Origin of the sequence: Streptococcus sp. 68, from assembly GCF_013277415.1 — a bacterium.
GTDB lineage: Bacteria > Bacillota > Bacilli > Lactobacillales > Streptococcaceae > Streptococcus.
Map to the genome: position 1 here is coordinate 64,415 of NZ_VMMX01000005.1, position 18,980 is coordinate 83,394.

Sequence of the window (18,980 nt, forward strand, 5' to 3'; positions counted from 1 at the left end):
TCGCAAATAACTAGAGTTTCTGAAATTTTATATTTCTCAAATAATCTCTGAGCAAATTTCTTGCAAGTCCTTTTGTTTTGTTGTAATATATTTTATAACAACGAGAGAGTTCTCGTAAATTTAAAGAAAAAGGAGACACATCATGTCTAAAAAAGTATTATTTATCGTCGGATCACTACGTCAAGGTTCTTTTAACCACCAAATGGCTCTCGAAGCTGAGAAAGCACTTGCTGGTAAAGCGGAAGTTAGCTACCTTGATTATTCAGCCCTTCCTCTCTTCAGCCAAGATTTGGAAGTTCCAACTCATCCAGCTGTAGCGGCTGCTCGTGAAGCGGTTCTCGCTGCGGATGCTATCTGGATCTTCTCTCCAGTCTACAACTTCTCTATCCCTGGAACAGTGAAGAACTTGCTTGATTGGCTATCTCGTGCCCTTGACTTGTCTGATACACGTGGCGCTTCTGCCCTTCAAGACAAGTTTGTCACCGTATCATCTGTAGCCAATGCAGGTCACGATCAACTTTTCGCTATTTACAAGGACCTCTTGCCATTTATCCGTACACAAGTCGTTGGTGATTTCACTGCTGCACGTGTCAATGACTCTGCCTGGGCAGACGGAAAATTGGTTCTTGAAGAAACAGTCCTAAACTCACTTGAAAAACAAGCTCAAGACTTGGTCAATGCGATCAAGTAATACTCTTCGAAAATCTCTTCAAACCACGTCAGCGTCGCCTTACCGTACTCAAGTACAGCCTGCGGCTAGCTTCCTAGTTTGCTCTTTGATTTTCATTGAGTATAACTAAACTAACTAACACAATAAAAGCGAACAAGACTACTTTTCTGACACTCAGAAGACTAGCTTGTTCGCTTTTTTTCTCATTTATAAACCAAAATGGCTGATGATACATATTGCCAAATACAAAATATCTGATTTCTATACTTCCTTAACAAAAACCAATTCCTGTAGCTGGGACAGGTCTTCTCGGTAGTTAAATCCTGCAAAGCTTAAGCGACGAGCTTCATCAACCGTCTGTACTTGATTTTCTATCAGGGCTGTCAGGAAGGCACCACGCGCTTTCTTGGAAATGGTTGAGTGAATTTTCAGCTGACCGCCTCTATCCTCCATAAATTTGAAGATCACCATTTTTTCTCTAATTTCCTTAGAAAATACGGTCTCAAACTCGGACGACAAGAGAGAGAAAATTAGGTCTTCACCATTCATAGCTTCATCATAGGCTGCCTTCCAATGGCTCTTCAAAGTCTTACCAGCGACTTTCAACTTCATCAAAAAATCCAAACGGTGAGGAGCCATAGGTGACAAGACTGGAACGACACCGTACAAGGCCGAGGTAATAAAGACATGGTTTTCAAGATAGGCTTGTTCTGCCTCGGTCAACTTATCTCTCTTGATATGGCGGTACATGAGCCCATCGAAAAGTTTCAAGGCTGGGTAGTGTTGAGCAGCTTGACTTTTCAAAGCTTGGATATTTTGAAATTCTTCCGCAGCTTTCTCGGCTGAAACTTTGTAAAAACTCTCTAATTGACTAGCAGAATAGAGAGCCAAGGCATCCAGCACAGCCTGACTTTCTGGTCTTAAAGGAGTTGCCTCGATACTCGGCAAGTCTGTGTTCATTTCTTTTGCTGTTGGGATTAAAATTTTCATATTGATAGTGTAGCATATTTTTTAGCCACTACCAAGAAATTCATCTGAAAAACCTCGGTTTGACCGAGGCTTCTCTATTTATTTTGGCCATCCTAACCAGACAGCTACGAGAACAAGGGCTAGGCCAGCTAAACTTGTTAAGATAGATAAGAATTTATCTTTTTTCTCCTTGAACTGAGAAAAACCTATCTTCAAAGCTAACAATCCGAGTAGCATTGAAGCAAGCATCACATAAAAACCCATTTGTTTGTCCTCCATTAATCTTAATTTACCTTATTATAACATATATTTCTTAAATAAACCTTTTTTTACTGGACTTTAAAGGTCTTGAGATAGTTGTCTTTTCCTACTTGACCTTCGAAGGTTTTACCATTTTCAAGGTAAGGAAGGTCATCTGATACTGAGGCCTTGACCTTGTATATCTTACCATCAACTTTAAAGAAGTAGACGGTGTCGCCCTTGATAACAGCTGATTTAAGGTCTGCTACCACACCCTTGATGCTTTCTGTTGTTGCATTGTCAATTTCAAGGTCGTTTTTATTGGCGTACTTGCTGAGTAGCTCTTCCACTGTCGTAGCTACGATAACGTTTTGGTACTCGACTGCGTCTACCAGGGCGTACTCTTTGACCAAGCCAGCATTGTCCTTCAAGCCCATGATATAGAGAGGCTTGTCATTGAGGTTGATGAGGATTGGGAAGGTCGCCTTGTAGGATTTCTCCTGAACAGCACCTTCGGCTGATTCACGGGCTGATTCTTCGGTCGCAGAAGCCAAGCTATACTTAGTGATTTCTCCTGTCCGCATATTTTCAAGGATGAAACCAAGATTACTTTCATCTGCATTGGCCGACGTCACACCTGTGTAGAGATAGATGTCATTACCGATAGACAAATAATTATATCCCTTGGTAGTCTGGGTCACGTTTTTCTTGGAAATCATGGCATTCCAGAAACCATCCTTGTACTTGCCGTTGTAGTTGATTTGCTCAATGGTTTCCTCAGCTGGATAAACTCTGTCCACCCATTCCGGAACATCTGCCAAGCTGTATTCCTTGGTTTCTCCATTTGTAGCATCCAAGATAATGACTGAAACAGGACGAGGAACCGCAAGTCCAAATTGCTTTTGGTAAACCGTCGCCACGTAGAAAGGATTGCCCTCATCGTCCACCTCAAAAGATGGAGTCTTGAAGATTTTAGTTGGGTACTTCAAGCGTAGGTGACGTTTGACGTCACGGTTAAAATACTCCGAGTCAGAATACTTGATTGGTGTCTTCAAGTCCACCAAGTCCGCATTACCAGTTACCATGTCTACCTTGATATACTCGCCGATTCCCTTGGCTTGATTGTTAAACCATTTGATAGGGTCTGCGTATTCTAGTGGCGTAACTCGATAAGGTTTCCCATCAATCGTCAATTGGGTATAGGTGTCTGCCGCTACATACTGCGATACCTTATCTGTTAGGGAACCCAAGTAGCGGTCACCAATTTTTTCAGCAGTACTTCTATCTAAGATTGGAACCTTACTGGTGTCAGTCTTAGGAAATTCAGTGAAGTCTTTTTCCGTAACCGTGACTACATTGGCATAATTTTTAGCCTGAAAAATGCTGGAAGTCACTAAAGAAACCAAGGCTGCTAAGAGAAGAATTCCTCCAATAGAAGCTAAAAGGATTTTCCCTAACCGATTGATTTTGAAACCCTCAAGATTTAAGGCAGCTTCCGCCTTGCCGTGGCGCACATGAACCGTTTTGACCAGATTGATTCCCTTGCCAAAGCCAAATAAGACTGCTACAAGCAGCAAATGCCCACAGAGGAAAAAGAGAAATTCCCAGCTAGTCAGGTTAAGGGGTGGTAAAAAGATATACCAGGTCGTTGCGATAAAAATAAGTTCAAAGATTATCCGTTTCATTTGCTGTCCTCCTAAATGATTCGTCCTTCCAAGTGATCCAGTTCATGCTGGCAAATCTGAGCTGGGAAGCCTGTCAAGGTAATGGTCTGTTCCTGCCACTTGCTGTCATGATAAGCAACCCTTATGGTTTCATAACGCTTAGTTGATCTCACACCTACCAAGGACAAACAGCCTTCTTCTGCCTCATAAGGTCCTTCAAATGACAGGAGCACTGGGTTAAACATGACCACGGGAACCAAGCCAAGATTAAAAATAATCACGCGCTTCTGCACCCCAATCATATTGGCAGCCAGACCGACACAAGTCTCACGATTTGCTAAAAGCGTATCCTGCAAATCTCTGGCAAGATAAAGGTCTTCCTGACTTGCCGGTTGAGATACCTGAGATAAGAACAAAATATCCTTCACAATTTTCTTTTCCACTTCCTCACACTCCTCTTGATTTTTACTATATTATAGCAATTATAGCACAAAAGACGATAACTGCAAGCCCTTTCCCTCAACTGTAGCAAAAAGCCATCCGAAGATGACTTTTTCTTTTTAAATCGCATTCTTGTCAAAGCCGAGTTTACGTTGGATAAATTTAACAATTTCGACGATAATAATCATTGAGAAGCTTCCGCCCATAACGATTCCCCATTGTGACAAGTCTAGTTTGGTTACATGGAAGATTCCTTCAAGCGGTTCTACGACGATTGTTGCCATGAGAAGGATGAAGGATACCAAGATGGACCAGTTGAATGTCTTAGACTTGAATGGACCAACTGTCAAGATGGATTGGTAAACAGACTTGACATTGTAGGCATGGAAGAGCTGAATCAAACCAAGTGTTGCAAAAGCCATAGTAAGGGCATCAGCATGAATGGCATGATTGTCCCCCACATGTACTGGATAAGCAATCGCAAGGGCATAAACACTCATAACAATAGCTGCTTGGAGTACACCTTGATAGATGATAGAACTCAAAACACCACCTGAGAAGAAGCTTGCCTTGCGTCCACGTGGTTTATGGTTCATGACACCAGGCTCAGCAGGTTCAACACCTAGTGCAATTGCTGGGAAGGTATCCGTTACCAAGTTAATCCACAAAAGATGAACTGGTTGCAAGACGTCCCAACCAAACAAGGTTGATAGGAAGATGGTTAATACTTCAGCAGTATTGGCAGAAAGAAGATATTGAATAGTCTTTTGAATGTTTGAGAATACCTTACGTCCTTCTTCAACTGCGACGATGATAGTCGCAAAGTTGTCGTCAGCAAGAATCATATCAGAAGCCCCCTTAGAAACCTCTGTACCAGTGATTCCCATACCGATACCGATGTCTGCTGTTTTCAGAGCTGGCGCATCATTGACACCGTCACCTGTCATGGCAACGACTTTACCTTGTTTTTGCCAAGCCTTGACGATACGAACCTTGTGTTCTGGAGACACACGGGCATAAACAGAGTATTGCCCAACTACTTTTTCAAAGTCTTCATCTGACAGTTCATTGAGTTCAGCACCAGTTAAAACGTGGCCTTCTGTATCGTTTGCGTCAATGATCCCCAAACGTTTAGCAATAGCTTCTGCAGTGTCTTGATGGTCACCTGTAATCATGATTGGACGAATTCCCGCTTCCTTAGCCACACGAACAGCCTCAGCGGCTTCAGGACGTTCAGGGTCAATCATCCCAATCAAACCAGTAAAAATTAAATCATTTTCAAGCTCTTCAGAAGTGAGATTTTCTGGAATACTATCGATAATCTTATAAGCACCTGCAAGGACACGCAAGGCTTGATGAGCCATTTCAGAATTGTTTGTATGAATGAGATTTGTAACCTTCTCATCAATCGGAGCAATATCCCCAGCTTTGTCACGAAGAACACAACGTTTCAAAAGTTGGTCTGGCGCACCCTTGACTGCTACAAGGAAACGACCATCTGGCAATGGGTGAACTGTTGACATGAGCTTACGGTCAGAGTCAAATGGCAATTCAGCTACACGAGGATATTTGTCTAAAAATCCTTTAACATCGTAGCCCTTGTCCAAGGCATATTGGATAAAGGCTGTTTCGGTTGGGTCACCAATCAGATTTCCTTCCACATCGATTTTCGTATCATTTGCCAAGACAACTGAACGAAGTAGTGGCATTTCAAGACCTAGTTCAATGTCATCAGCTGAATCATGTAGAACCGCATCGTAGAAGACTTTTTCGACTGTCATCTTGTTCATAGTCAGCGTACCAGTCTTATCAGAAGCGATGATTTCAGTTGAACCAAGTGTTTCTACTGCTGGCAACTTACGAACGATAGAGTTTCGTTTGGCCAAAACTTGAGTACCAAGGGAAAGAACGATGGTCACGATAGCAGGAAGTCCTTCTGGAATGGCTGCAACGGCAAGGGCAACAGAAGTCAACAACTCACCAAGTGGATTTTTTCCTTGAATGAAGACACCCACTACAAAAGTAACAAGGGCAATGACCAAGATTGCATAGGTCAAGACCTTAGAAAGGTTGTTCAAGTTTTGTTTGAGGGGTGTATCCGTCTCATCCGCATCTTGGATCATACCAGCAATATGACCAACTTCAGTGTACATACCTGTATTGACAACAACACCAAGACCACGACCATAGGTCACGTTAGAGTTTTGGAAGGCCATATTGACACGGTCACCAATACCAGCATCTGCAGCAAGTTCAACTGTCAAGTCTTTTTCAACTGGAACAGACTCACCTGTAAGAGCTGCTTCTTCGATTTTAAGAGAGTTAGCTTCAAGCAAACGTAGGTCTGCAGGTACTACATCACCAGCTTCAAGGGCAACAATATCACCTGGTACTAATTCTTTAGAGTCAATCTCAGCCATGTGCCCATCACGAAGAACACGGGCAGCTGGACTAGACATGGATTTGAGGGCTTCGATAGCTTCTTCTGCTTTTCCTTCTTGGTAAACACCAAAGGCAGCATTGATGATAACCACGGCTAAGATGATAATGGCATCTGCGATATCTTCCCCACCAGAAGTCACGACTGACAAAATAGCTGCCGCAACTAGGATGATAATCATCAAATCCTTAAACTGCTCGATGAATTTGACCAGGATTGATCGTTTCTCGCCTTCTTCGAGTTCATTGTGGCCAAATTCAGCAAGGCGCTTTTCCGCCTCACTTGATGACAAACCTTGCTCGGTCGCATCCACAGCCTGCAAGACCTCTTCAGGACTCTGAGTGTAAAACGCTTGGCGTTTTTGTTCTTTTGACATGTGTCTCCTCCTTGACATTGTGTGCAAAACAGACTCTCTTTTCCCTCATCGTATCTTTTTACGACAAACAAAAAGAGACCTGTTAATCATAACAAGTCTCGCTGTTTAAGATAGTGCCGGAAAGCATACTTTTCAGTATAAAATTCGGAATGACGACACTATCACAGGTTTCTGCCAGCTACTCCCTTGAGTAATTCTATTATACCAAATTTTGAAAAGTTTTCAAAGAGTAAAAACTGACTCATTTGAATTTTCTCTTGAAAACCAGTATAATGGTAGAATGCTATGTGACTAGAAAGGAAGTTGAATGAAGCAATCTATTTCAAATCTCAAGTTGGCTGAGCGTGGGGCCATTATCAGCATTTCAACCTATTTGATCTTGTCTGCAGCAAAATTAGCAACAGGCCACCTCCTTCATTCATCCAGTTTGGTGGCCGATGGTTTTAACAACATATCGGACATCATTGGAAATGTGGCCCTCTTGATTGGCATTCGGATGGCGCGCCAACCTGCTGACCGAGACCACCGTTTTGGTCACTGGAAGATTGAAGATTTGGCTAGCTTAATCACTTCCATCATCATGTTTTATGTTGGCTTTGATGTGCTGAGGGATACCATTCAAAAGATTCTCAGTCGGGAAGAAACGGTCATTGATCCTCTGGGTGCAACTCTAGGAATTATGTCTGCAGCGATTATGTTTGTGGTGTATCTCTACAACACTCGCCTCAGTAAGAAATCCAACTCCAAGGCACTAAAGGCTGCCGCCAAGGACAATCTTTCTGATGCTGTTACCTCACTTGGTACGACTATTGCCATCCTAGCTAGCAGTTTCAATTATCCGATTGTAGATAAACTGGTTGCTATCATCATCACTTTCTTTATCTTGAAGACCGCCTATGATATCTTTATCGAGTCTTCCTTTAGTCTTTCAGATGGCTTTGACGATCGTCTGCTTGAGGACTATCAAAAGGCCATTATGGAAATTCCCAAGATCAGCAAGGTTAAGTCGCAAAGAGGTCGCACCTACGGTAGCAACATTTACCTTGATATTACGCTAGAAATGAATCCTGACTTATCTGTTTTTGAGAGTCATGAAATCGCGGATCAGGTCGAGTCTATGCTGGAGGAGCGTTTTGGCGTCTTTGACACCGATGTCCATATCGAGCCAGCACCTATCCCTGAGGATGAAATTTTAGACAATGTCTATAAAAAATTGCTTATGCGTGAACAATTGATTGATCAAGGAAATCAACTGGAAGAACTCTTGGCTGACGATTTTGTCTATATTCGTCAGGATGGAGAGCAGATGGATAAAGAGGCTTATAAAGCCGAAAAAGACTTGAATGCTGCTATCAAGGACATCCAAATCACTTCCATCAGTCAGAAAACAAAACTCATCTGCTATGAGTTAGATGGTATCGTCCATACCAGTATCTGGCGCCGCCACGAAACCTGGCAAAATATCTTTCATCAAGAAACCAAAAAAGAATAGAGAAATCCTGTCCATGAGACGGGATTTTTCCATTCTTCTAGCTATCAAACTCACTTAAATACTCATAGCGTTCGTATTTTTCAAGGAGTGCTTCGTTTTTCTCATCCAGTTCTTTTTGGAGAGTAGCCAGCTTACCAAAGTCAGAGCCGTTGGCCTGCATTTCCTCTTCAATCGCAGCGATACGGTTTTCCAAGGCTTCAATATCACCTTCAATGCTTGCCCACTCCTGCTTTTCTTGGTAGGTCATGCGTTTCTTCTCTTCTCGAACCTTGACTACTTTTTCCTTTTCGACCTTTTGTACTTGATTGGCCATCTCTGTTTCAAAGGCTTTTTCATCAAGATAGTCGGTGTAATGACCAAAGAAAGGACGAATCTTGCCATCTTCAAAAGCGAGAATCTTAGTCGCTACCTTATCCAAGAAATAGCGGTCGTGACTAACAGTCAAAACTGGACCAGCAAAGCCTTGTAAGAAATTCTCCAAAACTGTCAAGGTTGCAATGTCTAGGTCATTTGTCGGTTCATCCAAGAGAAGAACATTTGGTTTTTCCAAGAGCAGTTTGAGGAGATAAAGACGTTTTTTCTCGCCACCTGACAATTTCTCAATCAAGGTTCCATGCGTCGAACGTGGGAAAAGGAACTGCTCCAGCAACTCTGCAATCGAAGTCGTAGAACCACCGCTGGTCTTGACCTCTTCTGCCACTTCCTGCAGGTAATTGATCACTCGCTTGCTTTCATCCAAGCCCTCAATTTGCTGAGAGAAATAGGCAATGCGAACTGTTTCCCCAATCACAACTTGACCTGCTGTCGGCTCAAGACTGCCTGCAATCAGGTTGAGCAGGGTTGATTTTCCAACACCGTTATCCCCAACGATTCCGATGCGGTCTTTGGCCTGAACTAAGAGATTAAAATCTTGCAAAATAGGCTTGTTTTCATAGGCAAAGGAAACATCCTGAAACTCGATGACTTTCTTCCCAATCCGACTGGTTTCAAAGTTCATGGTCAAATCTGTTTCAGCAACGCCACCTGAAACTTCTTTCTTCAAATCGTAGAAACGATTGATACGAGCCTGCTGCTTGGTTGCACGCGCCTGCGGTTGTCTGCGCATCCAGGCCAATTCTTGCTTATAAAGTTGCTCTTTTTTGTGAAGAAGAGCCGCGTCGCGCTCGTCCTGTTCCGCCTTAAGGCGAACATAATCCTGATAATTGCCCTGATACTCCGTCAATCCTGCTCGGTCCAACTCGAAAATACGTGTTGATAAAGCGTCTAGGAAATAACGATCATGGGTAATAAAAAGGACGGTCTTCTTGGAATTTTTCAAAAAGAGGGTCAGCCACTCAATAGTCGCAATATCCAGATGGTTGGTCGGCTCATCTAAAAGCAAAAGGTCGTGATTACCAAGTAAAACTTGCGCCAACTGGACCCGTCTTCTTAGACCACCTGACAATTCTCCAACTGGAGTAGATAAGTTCTGAATACCCAGCTTGCTAAGGACAGTCTTGACCTGACTCTCAATTTCCCAAGCTTGGAGAGAGTCCATTTCTGCCATGACCCGTTCCAAACGCGCCTGCTTGTCCTCACTATAGTTGAGCATGAGGAGTTCATACTCACGAATAAGCTGGATTTCCTTTAGGTCGCTGGAGAGGACCGTATCCAAAACTGTCTTGTTATCATCAAAATCAGGATCTTGAGTCAAGTAACCAATCTGGTAATCATTCTTAGCTGAAAAGGGACTGACATCCCCATCAAAGCCAGAAACACCAGAAAGGACATCTAAAAGGGTGGTCTTCCCCGTTCCATTGACACCAATCAAACCAATTCTGTCTAGGTCATGGATGATAAAGGAAATATCCTTAAAAACGGTCTTATCACCGACGGATTTACTTAGTTTTTCAACGATAAAATCACTCATTTTTTCTCCCTCAGATAAGCATGGATGGCTTGACGGTCATTTTCCAATTCTCCATCGACAATGGCATACTCAATCTCTGTTAAAATCTCTCCCAAGTCTGGTCCCGGCTGATAACCATATTCCTTGATCAAAATACCACCGTTGATTTGGATTTCTTTCTTATCATGAATGGTCAAACTCTGGTAGGTTTCTGTGATAGCTTGTGGGTTAACTTCTTTTCCTTGAGCCTGACGAAGATTTTCAGCCTGTAAAAGCAAATCCAAGTCAAAGCGATAACAATCGCGCTTGCTCAACTCTCCCTTTTCACGCAAGGCCAAAATAGTCAGCAAATCCTGAACTTGCTTGGCAAACTGGCGTGAGGTCTTCCAAGCCTTCAAAAATGGCTGCGCATTTTCAATCTCCAAAGCCCACAGTAGAGCCGCCCAGGCTTGCTCTGAAGATTCAAAGGTGAAATCAGTCTCCAAATCAAACAGTCTATTGAGCTTGTCCTGGCTAGCTGCCATATCAGGGAGATAGTCATAAGCTTGACTCTCAATCATGGAAGCCAAGCCCCTTCTCCAAAATGGAGCCAGCAAGAGTTTATCAAACTCAACGAAGGTACGCTCCACAGAAATTTTCTCCAAAAGTGGCGTCAAGGTCTTCATAGCTTTAAACGTTTCTGGCTCAAGTTCAAAGCCAAGACTGGCCTGAAAACGGAAACCACGCATAATCCGTAGAGCATCTTCGTTGAAACGCTCACTAGCCACTCCAACTGCCCGCAAGACTTGATTTTCCAAATCGTCTAAACCATGAAACAAGTCAATGATTTCCCCTGTCTCGTCCAAGGCAAAGGCGTTGACTGTGAAATCACGGCGCTTGAGGTCTTCTTCTAGCGAACGCACAAAGGAAACCGCACTTGGTCTGCGATAGTCCACATAGACATCCTCTGTCCGGAAGGTGGTTACCTCGTACTCCTCATCCCCGTCTAAGACCAAGACAGTTCCATGCTCGATGCCGATATCGGCTGTTCGCGGAAAAATCTGCTTGGTCTCTTCTGGATAAGAAGACGTCGCAATGTCCACATCGTGGATAGTGCGATTAAGGAGGGCATCTCGAACAGAACCCCCAACAAAATAAGCTTCAAAACCTGCTTCTTTAATTTTTTCTAATACTGGTAAAGCCTTCTGAAATTCAGAAGGCATTTGCGTTAATCTCATAATAAGTGTTCTAATCCATAGACAAGCTCATGACGCTTGACAACTTCTTTAATTCCCAAACTCACCCCTGTCATGAAGGAGCTGCGATCATAGGAGTCATGACGGAGGGTCAATCCTTCTCCTTGATTGCCAAAGATGACTTCCTGATGTGCTACCAAGCCTGGTAAACGAACTGAGTGAATCCGCATGCCATCAAAGTCAGCACCACGGGCACCTGCAATGAGTTCTTCCTCATCTACTGCACCTTGCTGAATGGACTCTCGAACCTCTGCCATCAACTCAGCTGTTTTGATAGCTGTTCCACTCGGAGCATCCTTTTTCTTATCATGATGGAGCTCGATAATCTCCACATTTGGGAAATATTTGGCAGCTTGCTTTGCAAATTGCATGAGTAAAACAGCACCCAAGGCAAAATTTGGAGCGATCAAACCACCCAAATTTTGTTCACAAGAAAATGCTTTTAGCTCTGCAATTTCTTCACTTGTGAAACCTGTTGTTCCAACTACTGGAGCAAAGCCATTTTCAAGAGCAAAGCGTGTATTTTCATAGGCAACAGCTGGAGTAGTAAAATCTACCCAGACATCCGCTTCAAAGCCTGCTAAATCAGCCTTATCCTTGAAAACAGGAATACCCTGCCATTCTGACTCAGACTCAAAAGGATCCAAAACTGCTACCAAGTCTAAGTCTGGATCAGCCAAGACCATCTGACAAGCAGCTTGTCCCATCTTTCCCTTAAAACCAGCAATAATTACTCGAATACTCATCTCTACTCCTGTCTAAGATACAAAGGACGTTAGCTGCCCATGAAAAATAGGGAATGACGCTGACTTTCCATGAAAGGCAAGTCAGGCATCTTTTTTCAAGAGGTAGCTAGTCCGTGTTCAATTGCTAAGATACAAAGCCTGTAGGAACACAAAGTGAAAATAGGAGTTTTGTTCAAGAAGTGTCTACTCCTTGGAAGAACTATCTTTTTCATACAGGGTTCCAGGCGTGTTCAACTGCTAACTTCTTAACTAGTCTAAAAGTGCCAACTAAATCACTGGAATATAACCCAAGGCAATGCTTCCTGATCCTAGGTGTGTCCCAATGACACTACCAAATGTAGCAAGTGAAATATCCGTACCCACTCCAGATTCAAGCAAGTGTTGACGCAATTCCTCAGCCTTTTCAGGAGCATTCCCATGAATGACAATGACCCGATATTGGCCTGAAGCCGTTGTTTCCTTGATAATTTCAATTAAGCGCTTGGTTGCTTTCTTTTCAGTACGAACTTTTTCGTAAACTTCAATCACACCTTGATCGTTAAAATAAAGGATTGGCTTAATGCTAAGCAAATTGCCCAAAATAGCAGCTCCATTTGAAAGGCGCCCACCTTTCACCAAATGATCCAAATCATCTACCATGATAAAGGCTGACGTACGGCTGATTTGAATGGCTAGCTTATCCTGAATGCTGGCAAAATCATCGCCCTGGTCACGCCAATTAAAGACGCTTTCAACCATGATACCCAGAGGAGCACTTGTAATCAAAGTGTCTGGGAAGGCAATGGTTAAGCCCTCATAATCATCGACCATGTACTGGATATTTTGGTAAAAACCTGAAATTCCAGAAGATAGGAAAAGCCCCAAAGCATGTGTATAGCCTTGTTCTTTAAGCGAAGTTAGAATCTCATCTAACTTGGCAATACTTGGTTGACTGGTCTTAGGCAATTCAGAAGCCTGAGCCATTTTTTGGTAAAATTCCTCAGCAGTCAGATTGATACCTTCGACATACTCCTCACCATCAATATTAACAGGAATATCCAAGACATACAAATCTTCTCTTTGCAAGGTCTCTGCACTGAGATAGGCAGAAGAATCTGTGATAACAGCTAGTTTCATATTAGAACTCCAAATTGATTCCTGGTAAGTCTAATGCAATTTCAGTTACTTCGTAAGTCAAACGGTTGAGCATGTTCAAAATTGGACGAGCCAAAGTTTCCACTTCTTCTTGGCTCAATTCACTTGGTTCATTGACAATACGGCCATCGATATGATTTACCTGTGAAATGGTTCCACTAATGACAAACTTATCAAATACAATCATAAAGGTCAAGATGACAATCAAGGAAGTCACTTGATTTTCTTGATCATGTTGGAGCAATTGGAAGTTCACATCCACCTTAGTTTCAGGAGCTCCATTTTCATTTTCCCATTCAAAATTACGCGCATCAAAATGATACTGACTAACAAATTCTTGTTCACGTTTAAGATTCATGTCTTTCTCCCTTGGCTACAATATTATAAGCTATTGTACCATAATTTTTTATTTTCATCTAGTTTTCTAGGATTTAGTCAATCCCGATTTCAGCTCGAACTACATCTGCGATGGTATCAACATAGTAGTCCACTTCTTCTGTTGTAGGCGCTTCTGCCATAACACGCAAAAGAGGCTCTGTTCCACTTGGGCGTACTAGGATACGGCCATTCCCTGCCATTTCTTCTTCCATCTTCTCGATGATAGCCTTGATAGCTGGCACTTCCATAGCCTTTTCCTTCATGGCATTTTCCACTCGGATATTGACTAATTTTTGTGGATAGATGGTTACTTCTGCTGCCAACTCTGACAAGCTCTTACCAGTTTCCTTCATGATTTTTGTCAATTGAACAGCAGATAATTGACCATCACCTGTTGTATTGTAATCCATCAAGATGACGTGCCCAGACTGTTCACCACCAAGGTTGTAGCCTGATTTTCTCATTTCTTCAACAACATAGCGGTCGCCGACTGCAGTAACTGCCTTGTTAATGCCTTCACGGTCTAAGGCCTTGTGGAAACCAAGATTAGACATCACAGTCGTCACGATTGTATTTTGAGCCAATTGTCCTTTTTCAGAAAGGTATTTCCCGATGATGTACATAATCTTGTCACCATCGACGATGTCGCCATTCTCATCGACAGCAATCAAACGGTCACTGTCTCCATCAAAGGCCAAACCGATAGCTGATCCGCTTTCTTTGACCACTTCTTGAAGGGCTTCTGGGTGCGTAGAACCAACATTAAGGTTGATATTAAGACCATCTGGTGTTTCCCCGATAACCGTCAATTGAGCGCCAAGGTCTGCAAAGATTTGACGGGCACTTGTAGAAGCTGCACCATTGGCTGTATCCAAGGCAACCTTCATTCCTTCAAGAGGAGTTCCAGTTGAAACAAGGTAGCCTTCATACTTACGCAAGCCTTCTGGATAATCTACCAAGGTTCCCAAGCCTTCTGCACTTGGACGAGGAAGAGTATCTTCCGCAGCATCTAGCAAGACTTCAATTTCTGCTTCTTTTTCGTCATCTAGTTTGAAGCCATCACCACCAAAGAACTTAATCCCATTATCAAGGGCTGGGTTGTGGCTAGCAGAAATCATGACACCCGCACTTGCTCCCTCAGTTTTGACCAAGTAAGCTACTGCTGGTGTTGCCAAAACGCCTAGTTTGTATACGTGAATCCCTACTGAAAGAAGACCTGCCACCAAGGCAGATTCTAGCATTTCCCCTGAAATACGTGTGTCACGTCCTACAAAGACTTTCGGTGCTTCCGTTTCATGTTGACTAAGAACATAGCCTCCAAAACGTCCTAATTTAAAGGCTAATTCTGGAGTAAGTTCTACATTAGCTTCTCCACGGACTCCATCAGTCCCAAAATATTTACCCATTTTTATAAAATCCTTTTTCTATTTTTAATTCGTTTTTGAACTAGTTGCTTTCGTTGACGAAGATGTCTCCGATGAACTGCTTGTACTTGAATTTGATGTGCTTGAACTTGGTGCTACTGGTTTTGTAGTCACCTTCATTATTGTATCAAACGGAGTGATAACTGCCGGTAAGACAACACCATTGCGGTCGATTGCCTGCAAAGGTACTGAACCACTGTAATTACCTGTTATGCGTTCGCTAGTTGGCAAGACAGCGATAATCTTATCAATTCTATCCAATGTCTCTTGGTCACTCGTAATCGACACTTCTTCATCTGACAGCGTGACATTTTCAATCTGTACCCGACTATCAATTTGACTAGGGTCAATCTCTGGTACAACCTTTACCTTATTCTTCTGAGCCTTCTTACCAATCTTGACTGTAATTTTTTGCGGAGTCGCCACAGCGGTCAGACCATTGGGTAAATCTTCAATGCTCAAAGGAACTTCAATCGTTCCAACACTGGCATCTGTTAGGTCAGCAGTAACCTTGAATTTACGTGTACTTTCTTGCATTTCACTAGCTAGCGATAGGCGATTTGCACCAGTCAAGACCACTGAGACTTCTGAAGCAAAACCACTAATAAAATACTCATCACTATTATAGCGTATGTCAATAGGGACATTTGTTACTGTATTCGTATAGGTTTCCGTTTTTACCTGCCTAGCACTGGTACTGTTTTGAAAATTCGTCGCCGTAGCATAGACAAATAAGACACAAGCAAAAAAGAGTGAGGATATGATATATAAACTATTTTTTCTCATGTTTCCATCCTCCTAGCAATCGTTCTTTAAAACTAAGACCTGCTTCCTCTTTTGGAAGTAAGATTTCACGTAATTCTGTTTCAAATTCATCAAGTGTTAGGTTGTGCTTAAAGATTCCATTATAGGTTATCGAAATTCCTCCCGTTTCCTCTGATACGACAAAAGTCAAGGCATCTGAGACTTCTGATAAACCAATAGCCGCCCGGTGTCTGGTCCCAAATTCCTTGGAAATTCCTGTACTTTCTGTCAAGGGCAGATAGGCAGACGTCACAGCGATACGTTCTTCTCTGATAATCACCGCACCATCATGTAGAGGAGTGTTGGGAATAAAAATGTTAATGAGAAGTTCTGCAGAAATCTTAGCATCTAAGGGAATTCCTGTCGAAATATACTCCTGCAAGGTACGTACACGCTGAATAGCAACCAAGGCACCGATTTTACGAGGACTCATGTATTCGACGGACTTAACAAAGGCACGAATCATCTGTTCCTCAGCACTAATAGGGGCATTGGAAAAGAAATCTGTCGCTCTTCCCAAACGTTCCAAACCAGTCCGAATCTCTGGAGAGAAGATAACAACCGCCGCAATAACCCCATAAGTAATAATTTGATTGATCAACCAAGAAATCGTAGTCAAGCCAATCATATTTGCAAGGATTTGAGCTAAAATAAACACCAAAACTCCACGTACCAAAATCATAATCTTGGTTCCTGCAATAGCTTTTGTAAAATGGTATAAAATATAAGCAACAATCAAAATATCAATCAGATTGATAGCTATCGTCCATGGACTTGCAAACAAACTGGTCCAATATTGCAGATTGGATAATTGTTGAAAATTCATCCCTGATATCCTCCCTATCAAAACACTTTCGTCCTATTATACCATTTTCTGGCATTTTTTTCCCTATCCTAGTCCATTTTACATTGAGCAAAAATATGATACAATAAACTGACTAGAAAAAACAAAGGAGAAACCATGTCTCAACTCTATGATATTACCATTGTAGGTGGTGGTCCTGTTGGGCTTTTTGCAGCCTTTTATGCCCACCTACGTCAAGCCAAGGTTCAAATCATTGACTCTCTTCCCCAGCTAGGTGGACAACCTGCTATTCTCTACCCTGAAAAAGAAATCCTAGACGTCCCAGGCTTCCCAAACCTGACTGGAGAAGAGTTGACTAATCGCTTGATTGAACAGCTAAATGGATTTGATACCCCTATTCATCTCAATGAAACGGTTCTTGAGATTGAAAAACAAGAAGAAGGATTTACCATCACGACTTCTAAAGGAAGTCACCTGACTAAAACAGTTATCATCGCTATGGGTGGCGGTGCCTTCAAACCACGTCCTTTGGAACTAGAAGGCGTTGAGGGCTATGAAAATATCCATTACCACGTTTCCAACATCCAGCAATACGCTGGTAAGAACGTGACGATTCTTGGTGGGGGAGACTCAGCAGTGGATTGGGCTTTGGCTTTTGAAAAAATTGCACCAACCACCCTTGTTCACCGCAGAGATAATTTCCGTGCCTTGGAACACAGTGTTCAAGCCCTGCAAGAATCATCTGTATCCATCAAGACACCATTCGTTCCTAGCCAACTCCTTGGAGATGGAAAAGCACTCGATAAACTTGAAATCACAAAAGTCAAATCTGATGAAACCGAAACGATTGACCTAGACCACCTCTTTGTCAACTATGGTTTCAAATCTTCGGTCGGTAATCTTAAAAACTGGGGGCTCGACCTCAACCGCCACAAGATTATCGTCAACAGCAAACAAGAATCTAGCCAAGCAGGTATCTATGCTATCGGTGACTGCTGCTACTATGACGGAAAAATTGACTTGATTGCGACAGGTCTCGGAGAAGCTCCAACTGCTGTCAATAATGCTATCAACTACATCGACCCTGAGCAAAAAGTACAACCAAAACACTCTACTAGTTTATAAAAAAGAACCACGAGTCACATAGGATTCGTGGTTTTAAAATGAACTACACCTCAAAAGTTAGACAGAAATACATCTAACTTCTGATATGCAGCCCACCTTCTCTTTGCTCTTGTTTGAATAAGAAATTTTTTGAAGAATCATTAGATTATACAAAGTATTCATATCAGCCTTTTAAAGCTATATAAAAACTCTCCAACTATTCTATTATACCATATAAAAAAATAAATAAATAGACTTGTTTTTTTCTTTTTTTGACGTATTCTAATAATAGAAAGCGCTTTAAATAAAATAAAAGGAGGTTTTATGAGGAAAGTAAATAAGGACATTTTATTCTTAACTGGAATCATAGTTTTATGTTTTGGTTTTTTATTATTTCACATCAACCCCTATTATGCCGAACCCTATGCGACACTGAAAGAAAGAATAAATTTATTCTTTTGGCAACTATATTGGAGACCTGTAGGAACTCTCAGTATTATTTCGGGTTGCATTATAACTTTCAAAGGATTGAAAAAATAATCTTTTACTCATGAAGAAAGGAAATTTGTTATGATTAAACTGAAACTATTGTTTTTCTCTCTACTATCAAGTCTATTATTCTTAGTCACAACATCTACGGTTTTTGCTGATGTCTATCCTGGTACAAATTATGAAATTGTATCTAATCGTATTGTAAAAGATATCAACACAGGAGAGTTATTGTCATTTTATACGACTGAACTTAGAGACGCCTATTTAGAGTCTAAATCTACGTATCAGACTCGTTCTAATGCAACTGGTGTTGCAGACTATAGAACTAAATACTCTCACTCTTACAAGAAAAGCACCACATCAGGTCCTGTAAGTTCAACTGCCTATGGTGGAAAAGCTGGAGCTACTCTGACTGTAGGTGCAGGTGTTAGCTTTTCTACTCCGGAGTCTGGAGCTGGACTTAGTTTAAATCACTCAGTCTCCCATAACGTACCACCCTACACTTATGGTTATATTAGACTAAAAGCATCTTACACAGTAAACGTTCGTAAACTAGAAGTTAGATACTTAGGCACCAACAAATGGGTTCCAGCTGGTGAAACCTCTACTATATCGAATGTTAGCGTTTGGAGCGAACTGGTCACTTGGAAATAACTCATTAGAGACTGGGTAAAAACT

Annotated in this window: 17 protein-coding genes; 4 read left to right on the forward strand and 13 right to left on the reverse strand. The window is 42.0% G+C overall.

Annotated elements, in window-relative coordinates; translation table 11 throughout:
* The first annotated feature begins 142 nt into the window (after window positions 1-142).
* Complete coding sequence (locus HT720_RS02655; RefSeq protein ID WP_173274628.1) at window positions 143-691, forward strand: NADPH-dependent FMN reductase; 549 nt, start codon at window positions 143-145, stop codon at window positions 689-691.
* A gap of 240 nt (window positions 692-931) precedes the next feature.
* Here the strand turns inward: HT720_RS02655 and yaaA are convergent, their stop codons facing one another.
* The 5 genes from yaaA to HT720_RS02680 form a co-directional block, all read right to left on the reverse strand.
* On the reverse strand, window positions 932-1,660 hold the full coding sequence (gene yaaA, locus HT720_RS02660) for a peroxide stress protein YaaA (protein ID WP_173274629.1): 729 nt from the start codon (window positions 1,658-1,660) through the stop codon (window positions 932-934).
* 78 nt (window positions 1,661-1,738) lie between these two features.
* Window positions 1,739-1,903, reverse strand: coding sequence for a YczI family protein (locus tag HT720_RS02665; protein WP_000508321.1), 165 nt, complete (start codon window positions 1,901-1,903; stop codon window positions 1,739-1,741).
* Window positions 1,904-1,968: 65 nt separating this feature from the next.
* The gene (locus tag HT720_RS02670; protein WP_173274630.1) at window positions 1,969-3,564 is read right to left on the reverse strand and encodes a hypothetical protein; all 1,596 of its coding nucleotides are present in this window, start codon (window positions 3,562-3,564) and stop codon (window positions 1,969-1,971) included.
* 11 nt (window positions 3,565-3,575) lie between these two features.
* The gene (locus HT720_RS02675; protein ID WP_173274631.1) at window positions 3,576-3,986 is read right to left on the reverse strand and encodes a peptide deformylase; all 411 of its coding nucleotides are present in this window, start codon (window positions 3,984-3,986) and stop codon (window positions 3,576-3,578) included.
* 117 nt (window positions 3,987-4,103) lie between these two features.
* The gene (locus HT720_RS02680; protein WP_173274632.1) at window positions 4,104-6,800 is read right to left on the reverse strand and encodes a cation-translocating P-type ATPase; all 2,697 of its coding nucleotides are present in this window, start codon (window positions 6,798-6,800) and stop codon (window positions 4,104-4,106) included.
* A 307-nt stretch (window positions 6,801-7,107) separates the two neighbouring features.
* On the opposite strand from HT720_RS02680, the gene mntE reads away from it, so the two are divergent.
* Complete coding sequence (gene mntE, locus HT720_RS02685; protein ID WP_112445507.1) at window positions 7,108-8,292, forward strand: CDF family manganese efflux transporter MntE; 1,185 nt, start codon at window positions 7,108-7,110, stop codon at window positions 8,290-8,292.
* A 37-nt stretch (window positions 8,293-8,329) separates the two neighbouring features.
* Here mntE and HT720_RS02690 read toward each other — a convergent pair whose 3' ends face one another.
* From HT720_RS02690 to cdaA, 8 genes are all read right to left on the reverse strand, one after another.
* On the reverse strand, window positions 8,330-10,201 hold the full coding sequence (locus tag HT720_RS02690) for an ABC-F family ATP-binding cassette domain-containing protein (protein ID WP_173274633.1): 1,872 nt from the start codon (window positions 10,199-10,201) through the stop codon (window positions 8,330-8,332).
* Window positions 10,198-11,397 (reverse strand): CCA tRNA nucleotidyltransferase, encoded by a 1,200-nt coding sequence (locus HT720_RS02695; RefSeq protein ID WP_345890273.1) that lies wholly within the window; start codon window positions 11,395-11,397, stop codon window positions 10,198-10,200. Before HT720_RS02695 ends, HT720_RS02690 begins: the two co-directional genes overlap by 4 nt.
* A complete protein-coding gene (dapB, locus tag HT720_RS02700) occupies window positions 11,394-12,161 on the reverse strand; it encodes a 4-hydroxy-tetrahydrodipicolinate reductase (RefSeq protein ID WP_173274634.1) in 768 nt (255 codons plus the stop codon). The genes HT720_RS02695 and dapB overlap by 4 nt, the downstream gene beginning before the upstream one ends.
* A gap of 267 nt (window positions 12,162-12,428) precedes the next feature.
* Window positions 12,429-13,277: a DegV family protein gene (locus tag HT720_RS02705; RefSeq protein WP_101501307.1), complete on the reverse strand. Its 849-nt coding sequence runs from the start codon at window positions 13,275-13,277 to the stop codon at window positions 12,429-12,431.
* A 1-nt stretch (window position 13,278) separates the two neighbouring features.
* The gene (locus tag HT720_RS02710) at window positions 13,279-13,653 is read right to left on the reverse strand and encodes a DUF1149 family protein (protein WP_173274635.1); all 375 of its coding nucleotides are present in this window, start codon (window positions 13,651-13,653) and stop codon (window positions 13,279-13,281) included.
* Between the two features lie 73 nt (window positions 13,654-13,726).
* Window positions 13,727-15,079 (reverse strand): phosphoglucosamine mutase, encoded by a 1,353-nt coding sequence (glmM, locus tag HT720_RS02715; RefSeq protein ID WP_173274636.1) that lies wholly within the window; start codon window positions 15,077-15,079, stop codon window positions 13,727-13,729.
* 24 nt (window positions 15,080-15,103) lie between these two features.
* A complete protein-coding gene (locus tag HT720_RS02720; RefSeq protein WP_050236658.1) occupies window positions 15,104-15,883 on the reverse strand; it encodes a CdaR family protein in 780 nt (259 codons plus the stop codon).
* A complete protein-coding gene (gene cdaA, locus HT720_RS02725) occupies window positions 15,870-16,727 on the reverse strand; it encodes a diadenylate cyclase CdaA (protein ID WP_101501303.1) in 858 nt (285 codons plus the stop codon). Before cdaA ends, HT720_RS02720 begins: the two co-directional genes overlap by 14 nt.
* 135 nt (window positions 16,728-16,862) lie before the next feature.
* On the opposite strand from cdaA, the gene HT720_RS02730 reads away from it, so the two are divergent.
* Together HT720_RS02730 and HT720_RS02735 are read left to right on the forward strand one after the other, a co-directional pair.
* A complete protein-coding gene (locus HT720_RS02730) occupies window positions 16,863-17,831 on the forward strand; it encodes an NAD(P)/FAD-dependent oxidoreductase (protein ID WP_173274637.1) in 969 nt (322 codons plus the stop codon).
* A gap of 699 nt (window positions 17,832-18,530) precedes the next feature.
* Window positions 18,531-18,956 carry a hypothetical protein gene (locus HT720_RS02735; protein WP_240156311.1) on the forward strand — a complete coding sequence of 142 codons (426 nt, stop codon included), beginning with the start codon at window positions 18,531-18,533 and terminating at the stop codon, window positions 18,954-18,956.
* Window positions 18,957-18,980 lie beyond the last annotated feature (24 nt).

Coding starts and splice junctions, on each gene's coding strand:
- HT720_RS02655 (WP_173274628.1), top strand. CDS start 143: ATGTCTAAAAAAGTATTATTTATCGTCGGATCACTACGTCAAGGTTCT.
- yaaA (WP_173274629.1), bottom strand. CDS start 1,660: ATGAAAATTTTAATCCCAACAGCAAAAGAAATGAACACAGACTTGCCG.
- HT720_RS02665 (WP_000508321.1), bottom strand. CDS start 1,903: ATGGGTTTTTATGTGATGCTTGCTTCAATGCTACTCGGATTGTTAGCT.
- HT720_RS02670 (WP_173274630.1), bottom strand. CDS start 3,564: ATGAAACGGATAATCTTTGAACTTATTTTTATCGCAACGACCTGGTAT.
- HT720_RS02680 (WP_173274632.1), bottom strand. CDS start 6,800: ATGTCAAAAGAACAAAAACGCCAAGCGTTTTACACTCAGAGTCCTGAA.
- mntE (WP_112445507.1), top strand. CDS start 7,108: ATGAAGCAATCTATTTCAAATCTCAAGTTGGCTGAGCGTGGGGCCATT.
- HT720_RS02690 (WP_173274633.1), bottom strand. CDS start 10,201: ATGAGTGATTTTATCGTTGAAAAACTAAGTAAATCCGTCGGTGATAAG.
- HT720_RS02695 (WP_345890273.1), bottom strand. CDS start 11,397: ATGAGATTAACGCAAATGCCTTCTGAATTTCAGAAGGCTTTACCAGTA.
- dapB (WP_173274634.1), bottom strand. CDS start 12,161: ATGAGTATTCGAGTAATTATTGCTGGTTTTAAGGGAAAGATGGGACAA.
- HT720_RS02705 (WP_101501307.1), bottom strand. CDS start 13,277: ATGAAACTAGCTGTTATCACAGATTCTTCTGCCTATCTCAGTGCAGAG.
- HT720_RS02710 (WP_173274635.1), bottom strand. CDS start 13,653: ATGAATCTTAAACGTGAACAAGAATTTGTTAGTCAGTATCATTTTGAT.
- glmM (WP_173274636.1), bottom strand. CDS start 15,079: ATGGGTAAATATTTTGGGACTGATGGAGTCCGTGGAGAAGCTAATGTA.
- HT720_RS02720 (WP_050236658.1), bottom strand. CDS start 15,883: ATGAGAAAAAATAGTTTATATATCATATCCTCACTCTTTTTTGCTTGT.
- cdaA (WP_101501303.1), bottom strand. CDS start 16,727: ATGAATTTTCAACAATTATCCAATCTGCAATATTGGACCAGTTTGTTT.
- HT720_RS02730 (WP_173274637.1), top strand. CDS start 16,863: ATGTCTCAACTCTATGATATTACCATTGTAGGTGGTGGTCCTGTTGGG.